We start from the raw sequence: 23769 nt of genomic DNA, 5'->3' as shown, positions 1-23769 counted from the left end.
CAAAGCAAGACGAAATTCGTGGCTGACGGCACGGTCGGATGCCATTCTGACATGACCGCGCGCGCTTCGCTGTAAATACTCCCGCCGGAGGCGTCCAACCTATACGCAAACACCAAGTTTAACACTCATCCCCGGCAGCGCCGCCGAGCGGGGGCTCGATGCCCCCCGAGGCGGGGCCCTCCGTTTAAGGCTCACCGCGCATCGGCCAGTACCCGCTCTGCGCCCTTCCAGCCCATCAGCATCGCAGGCGCGTTGGTGTTGCCTGCGATCAGGTTCGGAAACGCGCTGGCGTCGATCACCCGCAGCCCCTGCATACCATGCACCCGGCACCCGGCATCCACCACCGAATTGGTGGCATCCCGACCCATCCGCGCCGTGCAACTGGGGTGATAAACCGTGCCAGAGCGTTGCCGGAAATCGGCGATCAAATCAGCGTCGCTTTGCACCGCCGGACCAGGCCGCAATTCCTCGGCAATCAGGCCCGCCAGTGCGGGTTGCGCCGCGATATGGCGCAGGTATTTCACCGCCGCCAGCATCTCGGCCACGTCATGCTCGGTTGAAAACGCATTGGCGGTGATCCCCGGATGCGCCAAAGGATCGGGCGTGTTGATGTGGATATGCCCGCGCGAGGTCGGGCGGCAATTGGAAAGCCCGATCGACAGGCCGGGGAATGGATCCGGGGTCAGCAAAGGCCGCTCACCCGCTTTCGGCAGCAGAGTCGAGAACGCCTGCAAATACAGCTGCATATTTGGCCGGTCCAGATCAGCACTGGTTCTGAAGAACCCACCCGCATGGTTGATCGACTTCGCCAACGGGCCGCCCCGTGTCAGGAAATACTGCGCGCCGACGAACAGCTTGCCCCACCACGGCCGCAGCAAATCATTGTAGGTCGCAACCTTCATCCGCCAAGTGTAGTTGATGCCCTGATGATCGCTCAGATGGTCGCCGACATTCGGATTATCCACCAGCACCGGGATATTCAGCCCCGACAGCAGCCCCCCCGGCCCCACCCCCGACAGTTGCAACAGTTGTGGCGAGTTGATCGCCCCGCCCGACAAGATCACTTCCGCATTGCAGCGCAGCTCGCACCGCACGCCCCCCCGCAGATATTCCACGCCCACCGCGCGCTTGCCGTCAAACAGCACCCGCGTCACCTGCGCGTTTGTGATCACCTGCAAGTTCGCCCGCTTCATCGCAGGCCGCAAAAACGCCCGCGCCGCCGAGTTGCGTCGGGCATTCTTGATGGTCATCTGATAGGTACCGGCACCTTCCTGCTCGGCCCCATTGAAATCGCGGTTGTAGGGCAACCCCGCCTGACCGCAGGCTTTGATGTAATCCTCAACCAGCCAATGCAGCCCCTTGCGGTTCTCGGCGACAAACAACGGCCCGCCCTTGCCGCGCCAATCATCCCCGCCCGCCTCGGTATCTTCCATCGCCTTGTAGGCACTCAGGCATTCTTCCCAGCCCCAGCCTGGATTCTCCGCCCCCCATTCGGCGTAATCCGCCTGATGGCCGCGAATATAGACCATCGCGTTGATGCTGGACGACCCGCCCAACAGCTTGCCACGCGGCCAATGATCGCGCTGCCCGTTCAGCCCCGGATCAGGCTCGGTCTGGTACATCCAGTTCACCGCCGGATCGTAAAACAGCTTGCCGTAACCAAGGGGCAACTGCACAAAAAACCGCCGATCCGACCCACCCGCTTCCAGCACCACGACCCGATGCTTGCCAGATTGCGTCAATCGCTCTGCCAGCACCGACCCCGCCGAGCCAGAGCCCACAATGATGTAATCCGCGTCCTGCATATCCGGCTCCCCAGCGTCCCGATGCGACCGGGCTTTGCGTTTGTAACGAGGCAATGACGCCGCCCCTTGCCGAGCCGCGACAAAATATGTCGGTATTGCCAAATGCCGCGCCTCTTGCATCGCAGCCTCCATCCCGGCATATTGGGGCTGCGCAGGACGGCCTGCGGCATCTGCACCGCTTCGGGACGGCCCGGTTTGCTGCAAGAGGGCCCTATGGCTTGGATATATCTGACTGTCGCCGGAATTCTTGAGGTCGTCTGGGCCTATTACATGAAGAAATCCGATGGTTTCACCCAACTGACCCCCAGCCTGATCACCCTTGTGGCGATGGCGGCCAGCTTTGGCCTCTTGGCTCTTGCCATGCGCACCCTGCCTTTGGGCACCGCCTACACGATCTGGACAGGCATCGGCGCAGTTGGCGCCTTCATCCTTGGCATCGTGTTTCTGGGTGAAGCCGCCACACCGATGCGCCTGTTTGCCGCTGCGTTGATCGTCAGCGGCTTGGTGCTGATGAAACTGTCCAGCACACATTAACCGGCGGTTTTTCGCGCCAACTCCGCTATGCTGCAGGCATCGACGGAGGTGTCAAATGCGTGTCATGGTGATCGTCAAATCCACCGCAGACAGCGAAGCAGGTCTGATGCCCACGCCCGAGGCATGGGCGGCGATGGAGGCGTTCAACGCCGAGCTTGACGCTGCAGGCATCACCCGCGCGATGGGTGGGTTGAAGCCATCCAAGCAGGGCAAACGTGTTCGCTTCGATGGCACCGGGCGCACCCTCACCGATGGCCCCTTCGCCGCGACCAATGAGCTGATCGCGGGCTTCTGGATCTGGGAGGTCAAGGATATGGCCGAGGCACTGGATTGGGTGACACGCTGCCCCAATCCGATGCCCGGCCCGTCAGAGATCGAAATCCGCCCGATGTATGGGGATGCGGATTTCGTGGATATGTAGTTACTTACCCTTCCAGACCGGATCACGCTTTTCCGCGAAGGCGCGCGCGCCCTCCAACTGATCCTCGGAGGAATACAGCTTGTCCACCGTCGGCAGCAGTCGCTTCGAAACCCGGTTCAGCGCGTCCTGGAAGCGCATATTCTCGGCCTCGCGCACCACTTCCTTGATCGCGGCATAGACCAGCGGCGGGCCGCTTTCCAACAGCCGCGCCAGATCCCAGGCCTTCGCCAGCAAGTCTTCCGAGCTGGTGATTTCCTTCACGATCCCCCAACGATGCGCCTCCTCGGCATCGAACCAACGCCCGGTCAAAAGCAGATCCATCGCCACATGATAGGGGATGCGCTTGGGCAGTTTGATGCTGGCGGCATCGGCCACGGTGCCCGAACGGATTTCCGGCAAGGCAAAGGTCGCATTGGCCGAGCACAGGATCAGATCGGCGGAAAGCGCCAGTTCCAGCCCGCCACCGCAGCAAATCCCGTTCACCGCCGCGATCACCGGCTTGTTCAGGTTCGGCAATTCCTGCAAGCCGCCAAAGCCGCCGACGCCGTAATCACCATCCACCGCATCGCCATCCGCCGCCGCCTTCAAATCCCAACCTGGGCAGAAGAATTTCTCACCCGCCGCGCGCAGAATACAAACCCGCAGGCTGTCATCATCGCGGAAATCGCGGAACACCAACCCCATCACCCGGCTGGTTTTCAGGCTGATCGCATTGGCTTTCGGGCTGTCCAGCGTGACCTCCAGAATAGCCCCCTCGCGGCGGGTCTTGATCGGGCCTTCGGTTCGCATGTCCATCGCTTATACCTTCCTGATCAGAGCATCGACCGCCACGGCACCAGTTTGGCGCACGAGGATCGGGTTAATCTCAATTTCTTCCAAACGCGCATCTGCCAACATCAGATCGCCCAACCGCACGGCAATCTCGGCCACCGCCTGCATGTCAGCACGGGCGCGCCCGCGATAGCCATCCAGCAGCGGCCACAATCGCAGCCCCCGCATTGCTTCAAGCACTTGCGCTTCGGTCACGGGCAGGATCAGCGTCACGGTATCGGCCAGAACTTCCGCCGTCACACCGCCCATGCCCAGCGTCAAACTCACGCCATAAATCGGATCACGCCGCAGCCCCAGCAGGATTTCCCCCACCGCCCCGGTGACCATTTCTTCGACCAGATAGCCAGTCGCGCCCGGCATCTCGGTCTGCCCGTCAAGGCTGGACAGCCCCAATCGCACCGCACCCGCCTCGGTCTTGTGCGCAAAGCCCAGCCCCTTCAGGGCAAACGGCGCGGTCAACCCCGCCGCCCCGGCAACCACCTCGGCAAACGTCCCCGAAACCGCACGCGGCACCGCAACGCCCGCCTGCGCCAGCACCGCCTTGCCCTCGGCTTCCGACAGCATCCGGCTGTCGCGCGGCGCAATAGCCTGCGCCGGACGCCACCCCGAAACGCCCGGAGCCGCCTGCGCTGCCTTCACTGCGGCCAGTGCTGTCTCCAGCCCCATCAGCGTGACAACGCCCTGATCCATCAGCGCAATCGCCTGCGCCTCATCGAAATTCTCCGGCATCGAGGCCACGGGCAAAGCGATCTTGCCGCTGGTCTTCTGTGCCGAAACGATCGCCTCCAGCGCAGGCTGATAGCCGGCCGGATCGCAGCGGTCGTTGCGCGGCGGGTCAATGATATACAGCCCCGCGTCATAGGCCTCTAGCATAGCGGTGAAGACTTCGGTGGTTTTCGGCCCATCACCCCAGATAAACGTGTGGTAATCCAGCGGGTTGGAAATCGTCGGAATCTCGCCCAGTACATTGAACAGCCGATCATGTGTCGCCTGCGGCACAGGCGGAAAATCAATCCCATAAGGTGCCGCCAAATCCGCCACCAATCCCGCCTCACCGCCCGAGCAAGACAGGCTGCAAATCCGCGCACCAATCTGCGGCCCATGCACATGGAAAATCTTCAGCGTCTCGATCAGCTCCGAAGGCGTATTCACCTCGGCCACGCCGATTTGGCGCAGAAACGCCGAAGACGCCGCCCCTCCGCCCGCTAGGGATGCGGTATGCGAGGCCGCTGCTGTCCGGCTGAGTTCAGTCTTGCCCGACTTGATGCAAACCACGCCCTTGCCCATCGCCCGCGCGCGCTCGGCCAGCGCTGCAAAAGCCACAGCATCGTCGATGCCTTCGATATACATCCCCAAGGCGGTCACACGCGGATCATCCAGCAGCGCCCCGGCCAGATCTGCTAAGCCCACCACCGCCGCATTGCCCAAGCAGGCGACATAAGCCACTGGCAAAGCCCGCTTCTGCATCCCCAGATTGATCACGATGTTGGAGGATTGGCTGACCAAAGCCACGCCCTTGGCGACCGGAATCCCGCCATGCTGATCTGGCCACAAAAGCGCGCCATCGAGGTAATTGATCACCCCATAGCAGTTCGGCCCCAAGATTGGCATCTCGCCCGCCGCTTCGATCAGCTTCGCCTGCAACTCCGGCTCACCCGCCTCAGTCCAGCCGGAAGCAAAGCATATCGCCCCGCCCGCCCCCATCGCCGCCAGCTGTGCCACCACTTCAATCGTGGCAAAGCGATTGACGCCGATGAAAGTGGCATCCGGCGCTGCGGGCAGATCGGCCAATGACGCATAAGCCTTCAAGCCGCCAATCTCAGCCTTGGTCGGATGCACCGGCCAGATGTCGCCCGCAAACCCCATCTTGCGGCACTGCTCGATCACATTCAGCGCCCACCCCGCGCCCAGCACGGCAATGCTGCGGGGTCGCAGCAGGCGATCAAGATTGGTCATTCCCTATCCTTCGGTCTTACCAGCACGGTCGATATGGCCCAGATCCCGCTCTGGCCACACCCGATCGCGCACCATTTGTTTTAACACTTTCACATCCGGGAAACCGCCGCGTTCCTTTCGATCCCAGATCACCTCGCCATCCAAAGTGATCTGAAACAGCCCGCCCGTCGCCGGGATCAGCGTGACCGAGGCGATGTCCTGCCCGAAGGTCGACAGCAATTCCTGCGCCATCCAAGCCGTACGCAGCAGCCAGTTACACTGGGTGCAATAGCTGAGCGTGATCACCGGGCGGGGGGTATCGGTCATGGTTTTGGCCTTTCTTTAGGCGCCATAGGGCCGCAGAAGTTCACGGCTGATGATGTGGCGCTGGATTTCCGAAGTGCCTTCCCAGATACGCTCCACCCGCGCATCGCGCCAGATGCGTTCCAGCGGCAATTCGTCCATCAGCCCCATGCCACCATGAATCTGGATCGCCTCATCGGCAATCATCGCCAGCACTTCGCTGGCTTTCAGCTTGGCCATCGACATGTCTGCCTCGGTCACCGTGCCCTGATCGTATTTCCAGGCCGCTTCCCGCGTCAGCAATTCCGCCGCTTTCAACTCCATCGCCATATCGGCCAGCTTAAAGCTGACGCCTTGGAATTTGCCGATCTGCTGACCAAATTGCTTACGCTCTGCCGCGTAGGAAATCGCATGGCCCAAGGCGCGTTCTGCCCGGCCCAGACAGGTCGAGGCCACTTGCAGCCGGGTAGCGCCAAGCCATTTGCCCGCCACTTCAAAGCCTTTGTGGACTTCACCAAGGATCTGCGACGCTGGCAACCGGCAATCATCAAACTCCAGAATCATATTGTTGTAGCCACGATGGCTGACGTTGCGGTAGCCCTCGCGCACCGTGAAGCCCGGGGTGCCTTTATCGACCAGAAACGCAGTGATCAGCTTTTTCGGCCCGCGCGGGGTGTCTTCTTCCCCGGTCGCCACCCAGACAATCGCGAAATCGGCGACATCGGCGTGGCTGATGAAATGCTTGGTGCCGTTCAGCACATAATCGCCGCCATCCGCCTTCGCGAAGGCCTTCATGCTGCGCAGATCCGAGCCCGACCCCGGCTCTGTCATCGCCTGACAATCATGCTTTTCCGCCCGGATGCACGGGAACAGATACTTCTCGCGCTGCTCTGGTGTGCAGGCCAGAAGGATGTTGGACGGCCGTGCCACACAGTTCCAGTGCAAAGCATAGTTGGCCTTGCCAAGCTCTTTTTCGTACAAAAGCCATGTCAGCGTATCCAGCCCCGCGCCGCCAACATCCTCCGGCATGTTCGCCGCATAAAGCCCTGCTGCCACGGCCTTTTGCGAGATTTCCTTCAGCAATTCATGCCGCAAAACCCCGGTGCGTTCCACTTCGGCCTCATGCGGGAAAAGTTCGTTTTCCACAAAGGCGCGGGTGGTGTCGATAATCATCTGTTGTTCTTCGGACAATCCAAAGTGCATCTTATTTCCTTACGGATCAACGTTATAAGTCATACCATCCACAGCCAGCGCCTGCCCCGAGACCATGCGCGCACCGTCCGAGGCGAGGTAAAGTGCCATATCCGCCACGTCCTCTGGGTCAGACAGCCGCTTCAATGCGGTGCCCGCTGCGTAGCCTTGGCGCACCGCATCCGCAGACATTCCCTTGGCCTCGGCTTCCGCCTCAATCACCCGGTCGATCCGGGGGCCACTGACAGAACCGGGGCAAATCGCATTGGCGCGGATGCCATAGGGGCCAAGCTCCATCGCCACGGTTTTCATCAACCCGATCACACCCCATTTCGCAGCCACATAGGGCGCGCGAAACGGCGTGCCATAGAGGCCCGAAGTAGAGGAGGTGAAGATCATCACCCCCGCCCGCGCCGGTTTCATCAGCCGCGCCGCGTATTTCGCCGCCAGCATCGCGCCATCCAGATTGACGGCAAGGCACTGATGCCATGCCTCCAGCGGCATATCCTCGATCCCCGCCGTCGGCCCCTTGATGCCGGCATTGGCGCAAAGCACGTCCAAACCGCCCCAAGCGTCAGTGATCTCGGCAAACAGCGCCTGCATGCCCGGCTCAAGGCTGGCATCGCAGACCGAGCCGCGCATACCCGGCGGCAAGGCCGCGACCATAGCCGCATCCACATCCGTCACCCAGACGCGATAGCCCGCCCCGGCGAAGGCTTGCGCCATCACCAGACCAATGCCATTCGCGCCTGCGGTGATCAGAACGCGCTTCACTTCTTCTGTCCAACAGCGCGGCCCGCGCCTTCCGGCAGCGGCAGCCCCGCTTGCGCATCGGCAATCGCGCGCAGCTTGGCCCAAACCTCAGCCGAGGCTGGCGCAGACTTGCCCGAAGTCATGTTCACATGCAGGCAAAGCTGCTCAATCGTGGCGACACAGTCATCGCCGCGCATGATCCGCACGAAAGACCGGAAACGTTTTTCATCGGCAGAGATGATCTGTAGCGTCCCGGTCAGCCTGTCGCCCAGCTTTGCTTCCCCCAGATGCCGGATATGGGTTTCCGCCGAGTAGAACGAATTGCCCGCAGCCACATAGTCCATCCCCGCGCCGATCAGCCGCAGGAAGGCATCAACGGTTTCCGAGTTGGCGGAATAATAGCGGCTTTCGGTCATATGACCGTTGTAGTCGATCCACCCCGGCAGCACCTGCATTTGCGCCATCACCAACGGCGCATTCTTCGGCGCAGAGTCGATTTCCGCATGGAACGCCACCGCGCGCGCTTCGTCATGCTCGCGCAAAACCTTACCCGCGCCCCAGTTGCGATCCTTCAAGGCGCGCAGGAAACCGATCAGGTTGCTGTCGCGAATACGCTCCAACTCGCGGATCGAATGCATCCCCGATTGCGCATCCGACTGCCCCGCGATCAGATCGACCAGCTCGTCATTGAACTCTGGCACGTCGGTCAGCTTGGTCCAAGGGGCGGTCAGATACGGCCCGAACTGCGCCATGAAATGCTTCATGCCCGCCTCGCCGCCCGCGACGCGATAGGTTTCAAACAGCCCCATCTGACCCCAGCGCAGACCAAAGCCCATGCGGATAGACTCGTCGATTTCTTCCGTCGTCGCCACCCCATCCTTCACCAGCCACAATGCCTCGCGCCAAACCGCTTCAAGGAAACGGTCGGCGATATGGGCGTCGATTTCCTTTTTGATATGCAGGGGGAACATGCCGATCTCTTTCAGGATCAGCTTGGCATTTTCGATCACCGCCGGATCAGATTTCGGCGACGGCACCACTTCTGCCAGCGGCAGAAGGTAGACCGGGTTGAACGGATGGGCGACAAAAATGGTCCCCGGATTGGCGGCATTTTCCTGCAACTCAGACGGTTTGAAGCCAGAGGTTGATGACCCGATCGGCGTGCCCAATTCCGCCGATTGTTGGATCTGTGCAAACACCCGATGCTTCAGATCCAACCGCTCTGACACCGATTCCTGAATGTAATGCGCGCCTTCCACGGCTTCGGTGATGGTCTGCGCGAAGGAGAGCTTACCCTCGGCCGGCATCGGAATATCACTCAGCGCCGGCAGCGACGCCCGCGCATTCGCCATCACTTCGCTGATCTTGCGCTCTGCCTGCGGATCGGGATCGAACACCGACACATTCCAGCCGTTGAGCAAGAACCGAGCCGCCCATCCGCCGCCAATAACCCCACCACCAATGATCGCTGCTTTTTTCGTCATGTTTTACTCCTCGGTATGCGAGCGACCCGCCGCAGAAATATCTAGGTATTCATCGGGATCCGGCTCCCACGCAATGGAACCCGCTGCACATGTGTTGGTCGTGGGCAAACAAGTCGATTCGCAGTCTGCCACTTCGATGCAAGGCTTACCGCCATCGGCAGTCCGCTTTTCACAAATTGGCCGACCCCGTTCCAGTGCAATGCGACTGTCTTCGAAATGCACAACTGGCTCACGGCCCGACGCGCGACACTCAGCCACTGCATGTTCCAATTCAGCGTCGGTCAAAAAGGCTAAGTCTGACGTCACGCTTGCTTCAGGTTTACATGCAGCAAGCACCAAGACAAATGAGAACAGAACGGCCTTCATCTCGGCAACGGCGCGCGCTTCTCCAGCTTCAGCTTCGCGCGCACCTCGGCAGGCGTAATCACTCGCGCGCCGAGGTTCGAGATGATCGTCACCGCCCGCTCGACCAGTTGTGCGTTGGTGGCCAGCACGCCCTTATCCAGCCACAGGTTATCCTCCAAACCGACCCGCACATTGCCGCCTGCCAACACCGAGGCCGCGACATAGGGCATCTGGTTACGGCCAATCGCAAAGGCGCTCCAATGCCAATCGGCGGGCACATTGTTGACCATGGCAAGGAAGGTGTTCAGATCATCCGGCGCGCCCCACGGCACGCCCATGCAGAGCTGCACCAAGGTCGGCGCCGGGATCACGCCTTCGCGCGCGAGTTCCTTGGCCAGCCACAGATGTCCGGTGTCAAACGCCTCAATCTCAATCCGCACCCCCGCCGCCGTCATCCGCTTGGCCATATCCCGCAGCATGCCGGGGGTGTTGACCATTACATAATCGGCCTCGTTGAAGTTCATCGTGCCACAGTCGAGCGTGCAAATCTCGGGCCGACATTCCACCACATGCGCCACCCGCGCCGTCGCCCCGATCATGTCAGAATGGCCCGCCATCTGGCCCATGTTCTCGGTGCCATCAAACAGCAAATCACCACCCATCCCCGCCGTCAGGTTCAGCACCACATCGGTGCCACTGTCCCTGATCCGCTCGGTCACTTCGCGGTACAAAGCCAAATCGCGCGAAGGCTTGCCGGTTTCCGGGTCACGCACATGGCAATGCACCACCGCCGCCCCGGCCTTCGCCGCGTCAATCGCCGATTTCGCGATCTGCTCAGGCGAGCGCGGCACATGCGGGCTGCGATCCTGCGTGCCGCCCGATCCGGTGACAGCAGCGGTGATGAAAACTTCGCGGTTCATGGCCAAGGGCATGGGAATCCTCCAATTCGGTTGCCCACACCATAACCAGCTTGCAACGCCACGCTTGACGAATTACGCAATAAACATGGCAAAATCCGCAAAAATCGACACATCCATCTTCGCGCCCCGCCCCGAGCCGCTCACCTTGGCGCTGCTGGTGCTGCCGCAATCCTCCATCCTCGAAGTCGCCTCCACTCTGGACCCGCTGCGCTCTGCCAACCGCCACCTCGGCCATGAGGCCTACCGCTGGCGCGTGGTCTCGCCCGATGGCCGAGCCGTCCCGCTGACCTGCGGCATTGAGTTGCCCTCCAATGGCCCGCTGACAGCCGCCGACGGGGCCGATGCCCTCATCGTCATCGCGGGCTTCCAACAATCCCACTCCGCGACGCAGCCCCTCATCCGTGACCTCGCCCGCAGCGCCCCCCGCTTTGCCGCCATCGGTGGCATCGACGCAGGCGCTTGGGTGCTCGCCCGCGCAGGGTTGCTGAACGGCTACAAAGCCACCGTGCATTGGGAGGATCTGGAGGATTTCGCCGCCACCCATCCGCAGATCGACACAGCCCCCGACCGCTTTGTGATCGACCGCAACCGTTTCACCGCTGGCGGTGCCGCCCCCGCTTGCGATCTGATGCTGCATCTGATCCGCGCCCGCCACGGTCCCGCCTTGGCCTTGCAAGTCGCGGCCAGCTTCATCACCACCGCCCGCGACGGGTCAGAGCCGCAAATGACCCGCACCCAACCTGATCCTCGTCTCGACCCCCGTGTATCTGCCGCCATCGCCCGGATGGAAGCCACACTTGATGCCCCCGAAACCACAGCGGAACTGGCCAGCGCCATCGGGCTCTCGCCGCGCCGCCTGGAGCAGATCTTTCATGAAAACCTAGGCTTACCCCCCGCGACCTATGCGCTTGGGCTGCGTCTGGCTGCGGCGCGCCGGATGATCACCGACACCCGCCACCCGCTTGCAGAAGTCGCATTGCGCTGCGGATTTTCCTCGGCCTCCAGCCTCAGCCGCGCCTTTCGGGCACAGTTCGGCGCGGCCCCCAGCAGCCTGCGACGCTGATCAGGCCTGATCGCTCGGCGTGTCAGCCCCGTCGCCTTGGCGCGCCACGTCCTTCAGGGGGGAAAGAATGCGCAACGCCAGATAGGTCACTGCACTCAGGATCACCGCCACGTCCAGCAGACCATAGCCCACTGCGGTGCCCAAAGCCCCAGTCCCCCACAGGCTCGCCGCCGTCGCTGTTCCCCGCGCCTGCGCCCCTTGCTTCAGGATCGCACCGCCGCCGATAAACCCAACGCCGGTGATCAACCCCTCCAACACCTTGGACTGTTCTGGAGAGTCCGCCCCCAACACGCCAATCGCGATGATCGCAAAACCGCAGGCCGCCATCGCCACCAAGGGAAAGGTGCGAATCCCGGCGCTACGTTCTTCCTTCTCGCGATTCCAGCCAATCGGCAGCGCCAACAGATACGCCAAACCCAGCTTGATCAAATGCGACAAGGTTTCTTGCGCATCAAAATCCAGATCGAAATAAGCCATCATCAAAGCATCACTCCTGAAAACATCAGGCGATAACGCGACAAATCCGGCTTTGGTTCCTACGCCACCTCGACCAATCCCCGGCCTTTCAGCAAAGGTTCTACCCCCGGCATCCGACCTCGGAACTTGGTATACAAGACGTCCGGCTCCTCCGACCCACCCGCCGAGAGAATAAACTGCTCCAACCGCGCGGCGGTCGCGGGATCAAACGCATCCCCCGCCTCTTCAAAGGCCGCAAAGGCATCGGCGTCCATCACCTCGGACCACATATAGCTGTAATAGCCACTGGAATAGCCGTCACCCGAGAACACATGCGCGAAATGCGGCGTCGCGTGCCGCATCCGAATGGCGCGCGGCATCCCCAAAGCTTCCAACACCTCTGCCTGCTTCTGCATCGGATCGGCGGGTGCCGCCCCCTCATGGAACGCCAGATCCACCATCGCGGAAGAGATAAATTCCACCGTCGAAAAGCCCTGATCGTAAGTCCCCGCGTCCAACAGCCGCTTGATCAGATCGCCGGGCATCGCCTCGCCGGTCTGCCAATGCCGCGCGTGCTTCTCCAGCACTTCGGGCACTTCCATCCAATGCTCGTATAGCTGGCTCGGCAATTCGACAAAATCACGCGCCACCGATGTGCCGCTGATGAACCCATAGGTCACATTCGACAGCATCTGATGCAGCGCATGGCCAAACTCATGGAACAGCGTCCGCGCATCATCATACGACAGCAGGCTCGGCGCGCCCTTGGCAAAGTTGCAGACATTCACCACCACCGGCCGCTGATCGCCACCCAATTTGCGCTGAGCCCGCATCGCCGAACACCACGCCCCCGAGCGTTTCGATCCGCGCGCAAAGTAATCGCCGATAAACACCGCGATATGTGCGCCGTCGCGCGTCACTTCCCAAGCCATTGCATCGGCATGATAAAGCGGGATGTCCAAGCGGCGGAACTCCAGCCCGAACAGCTGATTGGCGCAATCAAACTGCGCTGCCAGCATCGCCTCCAGCCCCAGATAGGGTTTCAATACCGCCTCATCCAGATCATGCTCGGCCACCCGTCGCTTCTCGGAATAGTACCGCCAATCCCAAGGCTCCAACGGTCCGGCAATGCCGTCCGCATGCAACCGCGCCTCCAAAAGGCCTGCGTCCTCCAATGCCTTGGCCTTCGCAGGCGCCCACACCCGCATCAGCAAATCCCGCACAGCGGCCGGGGTTTTCGCCATTTCCGGCTCCAGCTTGTAATCGGCGAAACTGGCATAGCCCAGCAAAGCCGCCCGCTCTGCCCGCAGTGCCAAAATCTCCGCCGCCACCGCGCGATTGTCGGTCACCCCGCCATTCGCCCCACGCAAACCCCAGGCCTCATAGGCCTTCTGCCGCAATCCACGCCGGGGAGAAAACTGCAAAAACGGCACGATCAGCGAGCGCGACAACGTCACCACCGGCCCCGCCACGCCCTTTTCAACCCCCGCCGCCCGCGCCGAGGCCACCACGAACTCCGGCAGCCCCTCCAGATCGTCCTCCGACAATTCCATGAACCACGCCCGCTCATCCGCCAGCAGGTTCTGGCTGAACGTCGTCCCCAAAACCGCCAACCGCGATTTCACCGCCGTCAACCGCGCCGCTTGATCGCCCTGCAACAGTGCCCCCGAGCGCACAAACATCTGCCGATACAAAGTCAAAACCCGCAACTGCTCCGGCGTCAGGCCCAAGCCCTCCCGCCGCTGCCACAGATCCTCGATCCGGCCAAACAACGCGGCGTTGTTGGTCACTTCCGAGGCAAAAGCCGACATCTTTGGCGCCAGATCCATCTGCAACGCCTCGCGCGCGGGCGTGCTATCCGCCCCGGCAAGGTTGTAAAACACCCCGCCCACCCGATCCAAAGCGCCTTCCGCCAGTTCCATCGCCTCGATGGTATTGGCAAACGTCACCTCAGCCTGTTCAGTGATCGCCGCGATATTCGCCCGCGCCTCGACCAAAGCGGCCTCAAACGCCGGGGCAAAATCAGCGTCCGAAATCGCCGCAAACGGCGGCAGCCCAAATTCCCCGTCCCAAGCGCTCAGCAAAGCATTCATCGCAAATCTCCTTTGCGCCAAAGCTATGCACCCTACCGCACAAGGTCCACCCTAGCCGTTGCTCTTTTTGAAATACTCCCCGCGGAGCGTCCGCCGCAGGTGTCAAACGCCCCGGCTCACTGTCGACACCACCGGCGCACAAAGCACCCACCGCGCGCAAGCGCTCAAGGGTCTTGCGCGGCACGCGCGCAATCAGATCACGCCCCCTACCGCTGATCCCGCGCTTTAAACCGCGCCTCAATCCGCCGCAGCACCAGCGACAATCCCACCGTCATCGTCAGATACAGCAGCGCTACCAGATTATAGGTTTCAAAATAGCGAAAATTCCCCGCCGCCGTGACCTTGCCAAGCTGGGTGATATCGGCAACCCCCAGCACCGAGACTAAGGACGAATCCTTCACCATCGCCACAAAATCATTGCCAAGCGGCGGCAGGATCATCCGAAACGCCTGCGGAAACACCACATGGCGAAACCGTTGCCAGCCCGACAGGCCCAAAGCCTGCGCCGCCTCGATCTGGCCCTTGTCAACCGCCTGCAATCCCGCCCGGAACACCTCTGCCAGAAACGCCGAATAGGCCAACGTCAGCGCGATAATCGCCCGCCACAACAGCGGGAAATCCCGCGTCTTCACCGGCTCCAGCCCCAGATGCGCCATCAGCCAGTTCCAACCATAAATCGCCGCCGGTGCCGCCACAAATGCCACATAGAGCAGCAACACCATGATCGGCACCCCGCGCACCACTTCGATGTAAAACCGCGCCACCTGCCGGATCGCGCGAAATCGCGACAGCCCCGCCAGCGCCAACAACAGCCCCAAAACGCAGGCCATCGCGTAAGCCACCACGGTCACAAAAATCGTCAACCAAATTCCCTTGGCCAACAACCGCATCGCCGAGGAATAGACCTCGCTCGCCCAAACTTGGTAAAACAGCACAGCACCGATGCCGCCAAGCGCCACCAGCCACCACGGAAAATCCTGATCTTTCAATGCTTTCATCGGAACTGGCCCCGACGCACGACAGGGCCGCTGATCTTACTCAGCCTTATAGTCCAGGAACCATTTCTTGTTCAGCGCATCAAAGGTGCCATCTGCTTTCAGCGCCGCAATCCCCGCATTCATGCTGGCCGCTAGATCCGAGCCCTTGGGGAAAATGAACCCGAAATCTTCCGATCCAAGCGGTTCACCGACCATTTTCAACCCACCAGCCGAAGCATCCACATAGCCCTTGCCCGCCGTCATATCAGTCAGAACCGTATCGACATCGCCCGCCTTCAACGCCTCAACACTGGCACCAAAGGTCTCAAACAGCTTGATCCGTGGGTTAGCCTCATCGCCATCCAGCACCGAATACACTGCCGTATAGAAAGGCGTCGTCCCCGCTTGCGCGCCCACCAGCAGATCTGTATTGGCGGCAAACGTCGCGGCATCGCTGAACCGCGCCTCATCGCCGCGCACCAGCATCATGCTTTCCGAGCGCATATAGGCGTCTGAGAAATCGACCTTCTCTTTGCGATCATCCTTAATGGTGATCCCGGTCATCCCCATGTCAAACTGCCCCTCCGACACCGCCGGAATCATCGCGTCCCACGAGATGTTCTCGTATTTCACCGTGAAATTCAGCCGCTTGGCAAGCTCCGCCACCGCGTCATATTCCCAGCCAACCGCCGCGCCCGATTTGTCCACAAACTGCAACGGCGGATAGGCATTCTCGGTCACAATGGTGATCTCTTTGCCAGCCAGATCAGGCAAATCACCCGCAAAAGCCGCAGAAACGCTCAGACCAAGGCCCAAAAGGGCGGCAGCAATCTTCATATGTGAACTCCCTGTCACAGAGTGGATGCGGGAGTATGGCCGCGATTGGGGCTCGGGGGCAAGGGGGCCACAACGCGCAAATATCGCATGGTTTCTGCTCCGGATGATCGGCTTCTCATGCGGGGCAAGCCCCAACAGAGTATGGCGCAAGGCGCGGGAATGAAGCCCAGCCGTCCCGGCGCCTACGAAAACCACACGGGCCCAAGAGATGAGGATCACCCCAGTTAGTGCGACCGCCAGAGAGATTGTTCGCATCACCGTCATTTCAGCCCACGCGCCCAATGATCCTGTTGTCCTTCACAACTAGACTCAATGCGTGAACAAATCATAAACAAACGTCAAGATTCACTGTGCAGCCCCACGCGCATATTGCCTACCGCCCCGCAACCCGCGATAGACACAGAAAAACCGCAGCGCAGCGCAAGCAACCGCCAGATTACTAGTGCATGTTCAATGCCTTACGCCACACACTGCGCAATCCGCCCGCCGCTTCACCCCAATCATCCGCGTCTCACCATAAAGCGCGTCGTGGATCAGCAACCGCCCCCGCAATGGCTCGCCCGCCCCGGTGATCAGCTTCACCGCCTCCATCGCCATCATCGAGCCGATCACTCCCGGCAACGGCGCAGCCACCCCCGCCTCGGCACAGGTCGGCACCATACCCGGCGCAGGCCGCACCGGGAAAACGCATTCGTAACAAGGGCCTGCCGTGGTAGGATCATAGACCGAAAGCTGCCCCTCCCACTGCGTCATCGCCCCGGCGACCAAAGGCTTGCCCGCTGCCACACACAGCCGATTAACCAAATACCGCGTATCGAAATTGTCCGAGCCATCAAGCACCAGATCATATTCCGCCACCAAACTGCCCGAAGCCACATCCAGCCGCCGCTTGTAGGGTTTCACCACGATGTAAGGGTTCAGCGCCCGCATCGCGATTTCGGCCGACTGCACCTTATCCATGCCAATCCGTTGATCCGTATGAATAATCTGGCGCTGCAAATTGCTGGGATCAACCGTGTCATCGTCGATCACCCCAATCACACCCACACCCGCCGCCGCGAGATACAGCAGAACCGGCGCGCCCAAGCCCCCCGCCCCCACCACCAAAACGCGCGCTTCCTTCAACCGCCGCTGCCCCGGCCCGCCAATCTCGCGCAGCAGGATATGCCGCGCATAGCGCTCAACCTCGGCACTGGAAAACGCACGCGTCGCAACCACCGGATCTGCAAATTTCGCTCTTTTTTTCAAACCCTTAAGCAGAACCCGATAGCCCAACACCGCGCCAAACCCCAAGGCTACTGCCAGCCAGATCCGCGCATCCCCCCCCGTCATCTCTCGCAAAGGATGCCCCACAGGCAGCAGCACGTTCAGCAAAACCACCGCCAGCCACAGCGTCGCAATCGCCCCCCACCGCAGCCGCTTCGGGGTGCGCAGAACCCAACCCAAAAGCCAAAGCGCAACCGCAAGGCCAATCACCAGCATCAGAGCACGCCCGTCGAGCCGAACCCGCCCGCCCCTCGCGCGGTTTCATCCAAGCTATCAACCACTTGAAATGCCGCCTGCACCACCGGTGCCACCACGCATTGTGCAATCCGGTCGCCATGCCGCACAGTGTAAGGCTCGGCCCCAAGGTTCACCAAAGCTACCCCCAGCGGCCCGCGATAATCGCTGTCAATCGTCCCCGGCGTGTTCGGCACCGTGATGCCAAATTTCACAGCCAGCCCAGACCGGGGCCGGATCTGCATTTCATATCCCGTTGAAATAGCAACGCGAATCCCCGTCGGCACCACAACGCGGCCCATCGGCGCAATCACAATCCCCGCCGCCCGATCCGCCGCCAAAAGATTGGCGCAAATATCCGCGCCCGCCGCCCCTGCCGTCTGATACACCGGCAAAGCCACCGACCGGTCCGCCCAATCTTCCCACATCACCTGCACAAGCGTCATGGTCATCCTCTGTGTAAAAATATCCCCGCCGGAGGTATCCGACATATAAGCCAACGCAACGGACCAGACACTATCGCACGGAATTTTCCGCAAAATTCCGGCTTCACCCCAGCAGCGCCGCCGCGATCCGATCCGCCAAAGCCCGCGCCACCGCATCCTTGCCCATCCGCGGCCAGACCTCGGCCCCTGCATCAGAAATCAACGTCACCGCGTTCTCGGTCCCGCCCATGATCCCGGTGGCAGGGGAGACATCATTCGCCACGATCCAGTCGCAGCCCTTGCGCAGCCTTTTCGCCGCCGCATACTCCGCGACGCGGTCGGTCTCAGCCGCAAACCCCACCACCAACCGGGGCCGCTGCATCCCCTTGGAAACACGCGCCAAAATATCCGGGTTCTCGGCAAACTCCAAGCTTGGTGCCTGCCCCGAGCCATCCTTCTTCATCTTCGACCCACTGGCATTGGCCACCCGCCAATCCGCCACCGCCGCTGCCATCACTGCCGCATCAGCGGGCAAGGCGGCCTCAACCGCCGCAAGCATTTCAGCCGCCGTTTCGACACGCACCACCGTCACACCCTCAGGCGCAGGCACCAAGGCAGGCCCGGTCACAAACGTCACCTTTGCCCCCAGATCTCGCAATGCCACCGCAATCGCCGTGCCCTGCGCGCCCGATGACCGATTGGCAATGTAGCGTACCGGATCAATGGGTTCGTGTGTAGGCCCCGATGTCACCAGCACATGCTTGCCCGCCAACGGCCGTTCCGACAGCGCGCCCGAAATCGCCGCCATAATCTCCTCAGGTTCCGCCATCCGCCCCGGCCCGAACTCGCCGCAAGCCATCTCGCCCGCGTTCGGCCCGACAAACAACACGCCATCCGCCCGCGCCTGTGCCAGATTGCGCTGCGTCGCCGGGTGCTGCCACATCCGCACATTCATTGCGGGCGCGACCAGCACCCGCGTATCTGTCGCCAATAACAGCGTCGAGGCCAGATCATCCGCCCGCCCCTGCACCATCTTCGCGAGCAAATCCGCCGTCCCCGGCGCCACCACGATCAGATCGGCCACCCGTGATAGCTGAATATGCCCCATCTCGGCTTCATCGGTCAGATCGAACAGGGCTGAATACACCTTCTCGCCCGCCAAGGCACTGACCGACAGCGGCGTGACAAATTCCGCCCCGGAACGAGTCAAAACTGGCGTCACCGCCGCCCCCGCGCCTTTCAAAAGCCGGATCAACGCCAAAGACTTATACGCCGCGATGCCGCCACCAATGATCAGCAAAATCCGCTTGTTCGCCAGCATCGCACACTCCCAAAGCCTCCCATAGATGTAGGCGGCACCGGAGCCAAACTCAACGTCCTAAAGCGCCAAGCGCTACAGCAATGCCAGCACTTCCGGCGATTGCGCTTCCAGCGCACGGCGCAGCTTGCCATAGGCCGCCGCCTCCAACTGCCGGATGCGTTCCTTCGACAGACCCAATTCCACCCCCAAAGACTCCAGCGTCCTTGGCTCATCGCGCAGCCGACGTTCGGCCACGATATGACGCTCGCGCGCACTCAATCCCCGCAACGCCGCCACCAACCAGCCCCTCAACCGCTCGGTATCATGCGATAATTCCACCCGCTCGGCCGCCTGCGGGCCGTCATCCTCCAGCGCATCAATCCATTCGCGGCCATCCTCATCCGCCGCCTGCGTCGCGTTCAAAGACGCGTCCGAGCCCGCCAGCCGCCCCTCCATCATCTCGACTTCCGCCACCCGCACACCAATTTCCTGCGCGACCTTCTCGCGCAACTGGTGCTGATCCAGCACCAGGCCTTCCGCAGCGGCCTCGCGCTCCAGCTTGGCCTGCACCCGCTTCATATTAAAAAACAACGACTTCTGCGCCGAGGTGCTGCCTGTCCGCACCATCGACCAATTCCGCATCACATAATCCTGAATGCTGGCCTTGATCCACCACACCGCATAGGTCGAAAACCGCACACCGCGATCCGGGTCAAACTTTTCCGCCGCTTTCATCAGCCCCAGCGAGGCTTCCTGAATCAGATCATTCATCGGCGCGCCATAGCGGCGAAACTTCGAGGCCATCGAAATCGCCAGCCGCATATAAGCGGTGATCAACCGATGCAGCGCCGCCTCATCGCGCTGATCGCGCCACGCATAGGCCAAGCGCAACTCAGTCTCAGCATCCAGCAACTCGGCCGCGCGCGCCTGCCGCGACAAAACCTGCTGATAGGGTGCGTCAAGTGCCATCTGATCCCCCAATGCCCCGCACATTTGCGGCTGACAGAAAGCATACGCAGCCCAAGCCTATTTGGATCCCTCGTAGCTGCCTACAAAGGTGAATTATCTTCATCCATCACTTCCCGTGATGAACCTGCGCACAAAACACCACTTTCCATCGCGCCCCCGCATCGCCTAGCCTGCGCCGACCCAAAGAACCGGAGCCTGCAATGACCTATGACCTCGTGATCGGTGACCGCGCTTATTCCAGTTGGAGCCTGCGCGGCTGGCTGCTGTTCGATGCCTTCGACATCCCCGTCAAACTGCATACTGCCCGGCTCTATACCGATGAACTTCCCAATCTTCTGAAAGACTTCTACCCTTCTAAAACCGCCCCGACCATGCGCACGCCAGACGGTGTGGTGGTGCCGGAAACCATCGCCATCGCCGAAGAACTCGCCTCACGCCACCCCGAGGCTGGCCTCTGGCCCAGCGATCCGAAGGTCCGCGCCATCGCCCGCGTTCTCGCCGCCGAAATGCACGCAGGCTTTGCAGCCCTACGCGAGTATTGCCCGATGAACCTGCGCGTCAGCTACACCGATTGTGCGCCACCAGCGGCGGTGCTGGCCGATCTGAAACGTCTGGAAACCATCTGGGCTTGGGCGCAAAAGGAAACCGGATCAAGCCCTTGGCTCTGCGGCAGCTATTCCGCCGCCGATGCCTTCTTCGCCCCCGTCGCCGCCCGCGTCGCCAGCTATAACCTGCCGCTTGCCCCTGCCGCTGCGGCCTATGTCCAAGCCCATCTCGCTCACCCGTCCTTCCGCCGCTGGCGCGCGATGGGGATGATCGACGGCGCCGACCAGGATTTCTACCGCCGCCCCTATCCCCGCCGCCCGTGGCCCGGCCCGGTTCCCCTCGCCGCCCGCCCGGTCGACGGCTTCACATCGGAGAACGCCGCCTGCCCCTATTCCGGCAAACCCGTCACCCATGTGCTTGAAATCGCTGGCCGCCGCATCGGTTTCTGCAATGCTTTCTGCCGCGATAAAACCGTGGCCGATCCCGACGCATGGCCGAAATTCATGGCGATTTATCAGCCCTGAAGCCCGATCTTTACCATTCGTAAACCATTGCCCCCTACCCGTTAACGAAGATGAACGGGGAGGGGCGCAATGGTCGCACGGGCCTACACAGTCGCCTTTGAGGGCGTAGAGGCCCGCATCGTCGAGGTGCAATGCGCCATCGCCCCCGGCATGCCGTATTTCGGCGTCGTCGGCCTGCCCGACAAAGCCGTGTCCGAAGCCAAAGAACGCGTGCGCGCCGCAATGGCCGCGATGTCGATCGCGCTGCCGTCCAAGCGGATCATGGTGAACCTCTCCCCCGCCGACCTGCCAAAAGAAGGCTCGCATTTCGACCTGCCGATTGCCTTGGCGCTGCTCGCCGCGCTGGAAATCATCCCGAAAGACGCGGTTGAGGCCACCGTCGCCTTGGGCGAGCTTTCCCTTGATGGCCGCCTGATCCCGGTCTTGGGCGCACTCCCCGCCGCCATGACCGCCGCCGAAAATGACTGCGTGCTACTTTGCCCGAAGGCTTGCGGAGCCGAAGCCGCTTGGGTAGGCGCCACCCAAGTCCTCGCCGCCGCCACCCTCAACGATGTGGTGCGCCACTACACCGGCCAAATCCCGATCACCCCGGCAGAGGCAGGCGAGGTCGCACCCGCCGCCACAGGCCGCGATTTCCGCGATGTCAAAGGCCAAGAACGCGCCAAACGCGCGCTGGAAATCGCCGCCTCTGGCCGTCACCATGCCCTGATGGTGGGAACCCCCGGTTCAGGAAAATCCATGCTCGCCGCCCGCCTGCCCGGGATATTGCCGCCGCTTTCGGCCCAAGAAGCCCTTGAAACCTCCATGATTCACTCCCTCGCAGGGTTACTCTCCGAAGGCGGCATCTCTCGCGCCCGACCGTTCCGCGAACCGCACCACACCGCCTCAATGGCCGCCATCGTGGGCGGCGGCAAGGGTGCCAAACCCGGCGAAATTTCCCTCGCCCACAACGGCGTTTTGTTCATGGACGAATTCCCCGAGTTCCCCCGCGCCGTGCTGGAAACCCTGCGCCAGCCGATTGAGACCGGCGAGATCATGGTCGCCCGCGCCAACGCCCATATCCGCTATCCCTGCCGCTTTCTGCTGATTGCTGCCGCAAACCCCTGCAAATGCGGCTATATGTCAGACCCCGCCCGCGCCTGCGCCAAAGTGCCGATCTGTGGTGAAGATTATTTGGGCCGCATCTCTGGCCCGCTGATGGACCGCTTCGATCTGCGCGTCGAAGTTCCTCCGGTGGCCTATACCGACCTCGACTTGCCGTCCTCGGGCGACAGTTCCGCCACCGTCGCCGCCCGCGTGCAAGCCGCCCGCGCGTTGCAAAGCAAGCGTTTCCAAGGCCATGCAAACACCCGCGTCAACGCTGATATGGAAGGCAGCCTGCTGGAGCAGGTGGCCGCCCCCGATCCCGAAGGCCGTGCCCTGCTGGCCAAAGTCGCCGAACGCTTCGGTCTGTCGGCGCGCGGCTACCACCGCGTGCTGCGCGTCGCCCGCACCATCGCCGACCTTGACGGCTCGGCACAGGTGCGCCTGCCCCATATCGCCGAAGCGGTCAGCTACCGCCTTGCGGTGGGATCAAAAAACTAACCCCGCCCCAAACTAGGCCCGCTTGGCCTCAATCACCTGCCAAATCCGCTCGGCGGTGTTGGTGCCGTCAAAGCGCTCCAACTCCTGAATGCCGGTGGGTGAGGTCACATTGATCTCGGTCAGATAATCGCCAATCACGTCGATGCCGACAAAAATCTGCCCGTGTTCGCGCAAGACCGGCCCAATCGCTGCACAAATCTCCAGATCGCGTGGCGTCAGCCCAATCTTCTCTGGCCGCCCCCCCGCGTGCATGTTGGACCGGGTTTCCCCCGCCTGCGGCACCCGGTTGATCGCACCCACAGGTTCGCCATCGACCAGAATCACCCGTTTGTCACCCTTCGAGACATCCGGCAAAAATTTCTGCACGATCAACGGCTCGCGGTTCATCCCGGTGAACATCTCATAAAGCGACGCCAGATTGCGGTCATTCGGGTCCAACCGGAACACCCCCGCACCGCCATTGCCGTAAAGCGGCTTCAGAATAATGTCGCCATGCCGCGCCTTGAACTCGCGAATCGTCTGCAAATCCCGCGCAATCGCCGTCGGCGGCGTCAGTTCAGGAAACCGCAGGACCAGCAGCTTCTCGGGATAATTCCGCACCCAGAACGGATCATTCACCACCAAAGTCTTCGGGTGGATCATGTCCAGCAAATGCGTCGTGGTGATATAGCCCATGTCAAACGGCGGATCCTGCCGCAGCCAGACCACGTCAAACTCGCTCAGATCCACCTCGGTCTCTGGCCCGTAGCTGACATGATTGCCAACTTCCCGCCGCAAGGTGATCGGAAACCCCCGCGCCATCACCCGGCCTTCGACAAAGGCCAACTTATCCGCCGTATAGAAAAACAACGAATGCCCCCGCGCCTGCGCCTCAAGCGCGATGCGGAATGTGCTGTCTGCGTTGATATTGACCGACCCGATCGGGTCCATCTGTAGCGCGACTTTAAGCGGCATGAGACTCTCCAGACTTCAT

The 23769-nt window shown here is 61.7% G+C and carries 22 protein-coding genes; 5 read left to right on the top strand and 17 right to left on the bottom strand.

The window, feature by feature from the left end:
* Positions 1-191: 191 nt before the first annotated feature.
* Positions 192-1805: a GMC family oxidoreductase gene (locus U1A24_RS06600; protein ID WP_322321177.1), complete on the bottom strand. Its 1614-nt coding sequence runs from the start codon at positions 1803-1805 to the stop codon at positions 192-194.
* Between the two features lie 213 nt (positions 1806-2018).
* Between U1A24_RS06600 and sugE the strand changes: the two genes are divergently transcribed.
* Together sugE and U1A24_RS06590 are read left to right on the top strand one after the other, a co-directional pair.
* Positions 2019-2339, top strand: a complete 321-nt coding sequence (gene sugE / locus U1A24_RS06595; RefSeq protein WP_322321176.1) for a quaternary ammonium compound efflux SMR transporter SugE — start codon at positions 2019-2021, stop codon at positions 2337-2339.
* A gap of 55 nt (positions 2340-2394) precedes the next feature.
* Positions 2395-2760, top strand: a complete 366-nt coding sequence (locus tag U1A24_RS06590) for a YciI family protein (protein ID WP_322321175.1) — start codon at positions 2395-2397, stop codon at positions 2758-2760.
* Here the strand turns inward: U1A24_RS06590 and U1A24_RS06585 are convergent, their stop codons facing one another.
* The 7 genes from U1A24_RS06585 to U1A24_RS06555 all read right to left on the bottom strand — a co-directional run bounded on the left by U1A24_RS06585 (position 2761) and on the right by U1A24_RS06555 (position 10534).
* A complete protein-coding gene (locus U1A24_RS06585) occupies positions 2761-3555 on the bottom strand; it encodes a carnitinyl-CoA dehydratase (RefSeq protein ID WP_322321174.1) in 795 nt (264 codons plus the stop codon).
* Between the two features lie 3 nt (positions 3556-3558).
* Positions 3559-5547 carry an acetate--CoA ligase family protein gene (locus U1A24_RS06580; protein ID WP_322321173.1) on the bottom strand — a complete coding sequence of 663 codons (1989 nt, stop codon included), beginning with the start codon at positions 5545-5547 and terminating at the stop codon, positions 3559-3561.
* 3 nt (positions 5548-5550) lie between these two features.
* Positions 5551-5853, bottom strand: a complete 303-nt coding sequence (locus tag U1A24_RS06575) for a SelT/SelW/SelH family protein (protein WP_322321172.1) — start codon at positions 5851-5853, stop codon at positions 5551-5553.
* Positions 5854-5868: 15 nt separating this feature from the next.
* The gene (locus tag U1A24_RS06570) at positions 5869-7032 is read right to left on the bottom strand and encodes an acyl-CoA dehydrogenase family protein (RefSeq protein ID WP_322321171.1); all 1164 of its coding nucleotides are present in this window, start codon (positions 7030-7032) and stop codon (positions 5869-5871) included.
* Positions 7033-7041: 9 nt separating this feature from the next.
* A complete protein-coding gene (locus tag U1A24_RS06565; protein ID WP_322321170.1) occupies positions 7042-7794 on the bottom strand; it encodes an SDR family oxidoreductase in 753 nt (250 codons plus the stop codon).
* A complete protein-coding gene (locus U1A24_RS06560) occupies positions 7791-9257 on the bottom strand; it encodes a carnitine 3-dehydrogenase (RefSeq protein ID WP_322321169.1) in 1467 nt (488 codons plus the stop codon). Before U1A24_RS06560 ends, U1A24_RS06565 begins: the two co-directional genes overlap by 4 nt.
* Before the next feature lie 362 nt (positions 9258-9619).
* Positions 9620-10534 (bottom strand): 3-keto-5-aminohexanoate cleavage protein, encoded by a 915-nt coding sequence (locus U1A24_RS06555; protein ID WP_322321168.1) that lies wholly within the window; start codon positions 10532-10534, stop codon positions 9620-9622.
* A 73-nt stretch (positions 10535-10607) separates the two neighbouring features.
* On the opposite strand from U1A24_RS06555, the gene U1A24_RS06550 reads away from it, so the two are divergent.
* Entirely contained in the window at positions 10608-11585 is a 978-nt protein-coding gene (locus U1A24_RS06550; protein ID WP_322321167.1) for a GlxA family transcriptional regulator, read from the top strand.
* On the opposite strand, the gene U1A24_RS06545 is transcribed toward U1A24_RS06550, so the two are convergent.
* The 8 genes from U1A24_RS06545 to U1A24_RS06510 all read right to left on the bottom strand — a co-directional run bounded on the left by U1A24_RS06545 (position 11586) and on the right by U1A24_RS06510 (position 20142).
* A complete protein-coding gene (locus tag U1A24_RS06545) occupies positions 11586-12065 on the bottom strand; it encodes an MgtC/SapB family protein (RefSeq protein ID WP_322321166.1) in 480 nt (159 codons plus the stop codon).
* 56 nt (positions 12066-12121) lie between these two features.
* Positions 12122-14134, bottom strand: a complete 2013-nt coding sequence (locus U1A24_RS06540) for a M3 family metallopeptidase (protein ID WP_322321165.1) — start codon at positions 14132-14134, stop codon at positions 12122-12124.
* A 206-nt stretch (positions 14135-14340) separates the two neighbouring features.
* Positions 14341-15132, bottom strand: coding sequence for an amino acid ABC transporter permease (locus tag U1A24_RS06535; RefSeq protein ID WP_322321164.1), 792 nt, complete (start codon positions 15130-15132; stop codon positions 14341-14343).
* Positions 15133-15168: 36 nt separating this feature from the next.
* Complete coding sequence (locus U1A24_RS06530; protein WP_322321163.1) at positions 15169-15948, bottom strand: transporter substrate-binding domain-containing protein; 780 nt, start codon at positions 15946-15948, stop codon at positions 15169-15171.
* Between the two features lie 450 nt (positions 15949-16398).
* Positions 16399-17433, bottom strand: coding sequence for a molybdopterin-synthase adenylyltransferase MoeB (locus U1A24_RS06525; RefSeq protein ID WP_322321289.1), 1035 nt, complete (start codon positions 17431-17433; stop codon positions 16399-16401).
* Positions 17430-17894, bottom strand: a complete 465-nt coding sequence (gene dut / locus U1A24_RS06520) for a dUTP diphosphatase (protein ID WP_322321288.1) — start codon at positions 17892-17894, stop codon at positions 17430-17432. The genes U1A24_RS06525 and dut overlap by 4 nt, the downstream gene beginning before the upstream one ends.
* Positions 17895-17997: 103 nt before the next feature.
* On the bottom strand, positions 17998-19194 hold the full coding sequence (coaBC, locus tag U1A24_RS06515) for a bifunctional phosphopantothenoylcysteine decarboxylase/phosphopantothenate--cysteine ligase CoaBC (RefSeq protein ID WP_322321162.1): 1197 nt from the start codon (positions 19192-19194) through the stop codon (positions 17998-18000).
* A 72-nt stretch (positions 19195-19266) separates the two neighbouring features.
* Positions 19267-20142 (bottom strand): RNA polymerase factor sigma-32, encoded by an 876-nt coding sequence (locus tag U1A24_RS06510; protein ID WP_322321161.1) that lies wholly within the window; start codon positions 20140-20142, stop codon positions 19267-19269.
* Between the two features lie 200 nt (positions 20143-20342).
* Between U1A24_RS06510 and U1A24_RS06505 the strand changes: the two genes are divergently transcribed.
* Both U1A24_RS06505 and U1A24_RS06500 read left to right on the top strand, forming a co-directional pair.
* Positions 20343-21212, top strand: coding sequence for a glutathione S-transferase (locus tag U1A24_RS06505; protein ID WP_322321160.1), 870 nt, complete (start codon positions 20343-20345; stop codon positions 21210-21212).
* 69 nt (positions 21213-21281) lie between these two features.
* Positions 21282-22796, top strand: a complete 1515-nt coding sequence (locus U1A24_RS06500) for a YifB family Mg chelatase-like AAA ATPase (RefSeq protein ID WP_322321159.1) — start codon at positions 21282-21284, stop codon at positions 22794-22796.
* Between the two features lie 12 nt (positions 22797-22808).
* On the opposite strand, the gene gshB is transcribed toward U1A24_RS06500, so the two are convergent.
* Positions 22809-23750 (bottom strand): glutathione synthase, encoded by a 942-nt coding sequence (gene gshB, locus U1A24_RS06495; protein ID WP_322321158.1) that lies wholly within the window; start codon positions 23748-23750, stop codon positions 22809-22811.
* Between the last annotated feature and the right edge of the window lie 19 nt (positions 23751-23769).

Origin of the sequence: Cypionkella sp. (genome assembly GCF_034376685.1) — a bacterium.
Classification (GTDB): domain Bacteria; phylum Pseudomonadota; class Alphaproteobacteria; order Rhodobacterales; family Rhodobacteraceae; genus Cypionkella.
This window is presented reverse-complemented; position numbering and strand designations above follow the sequence as displayed.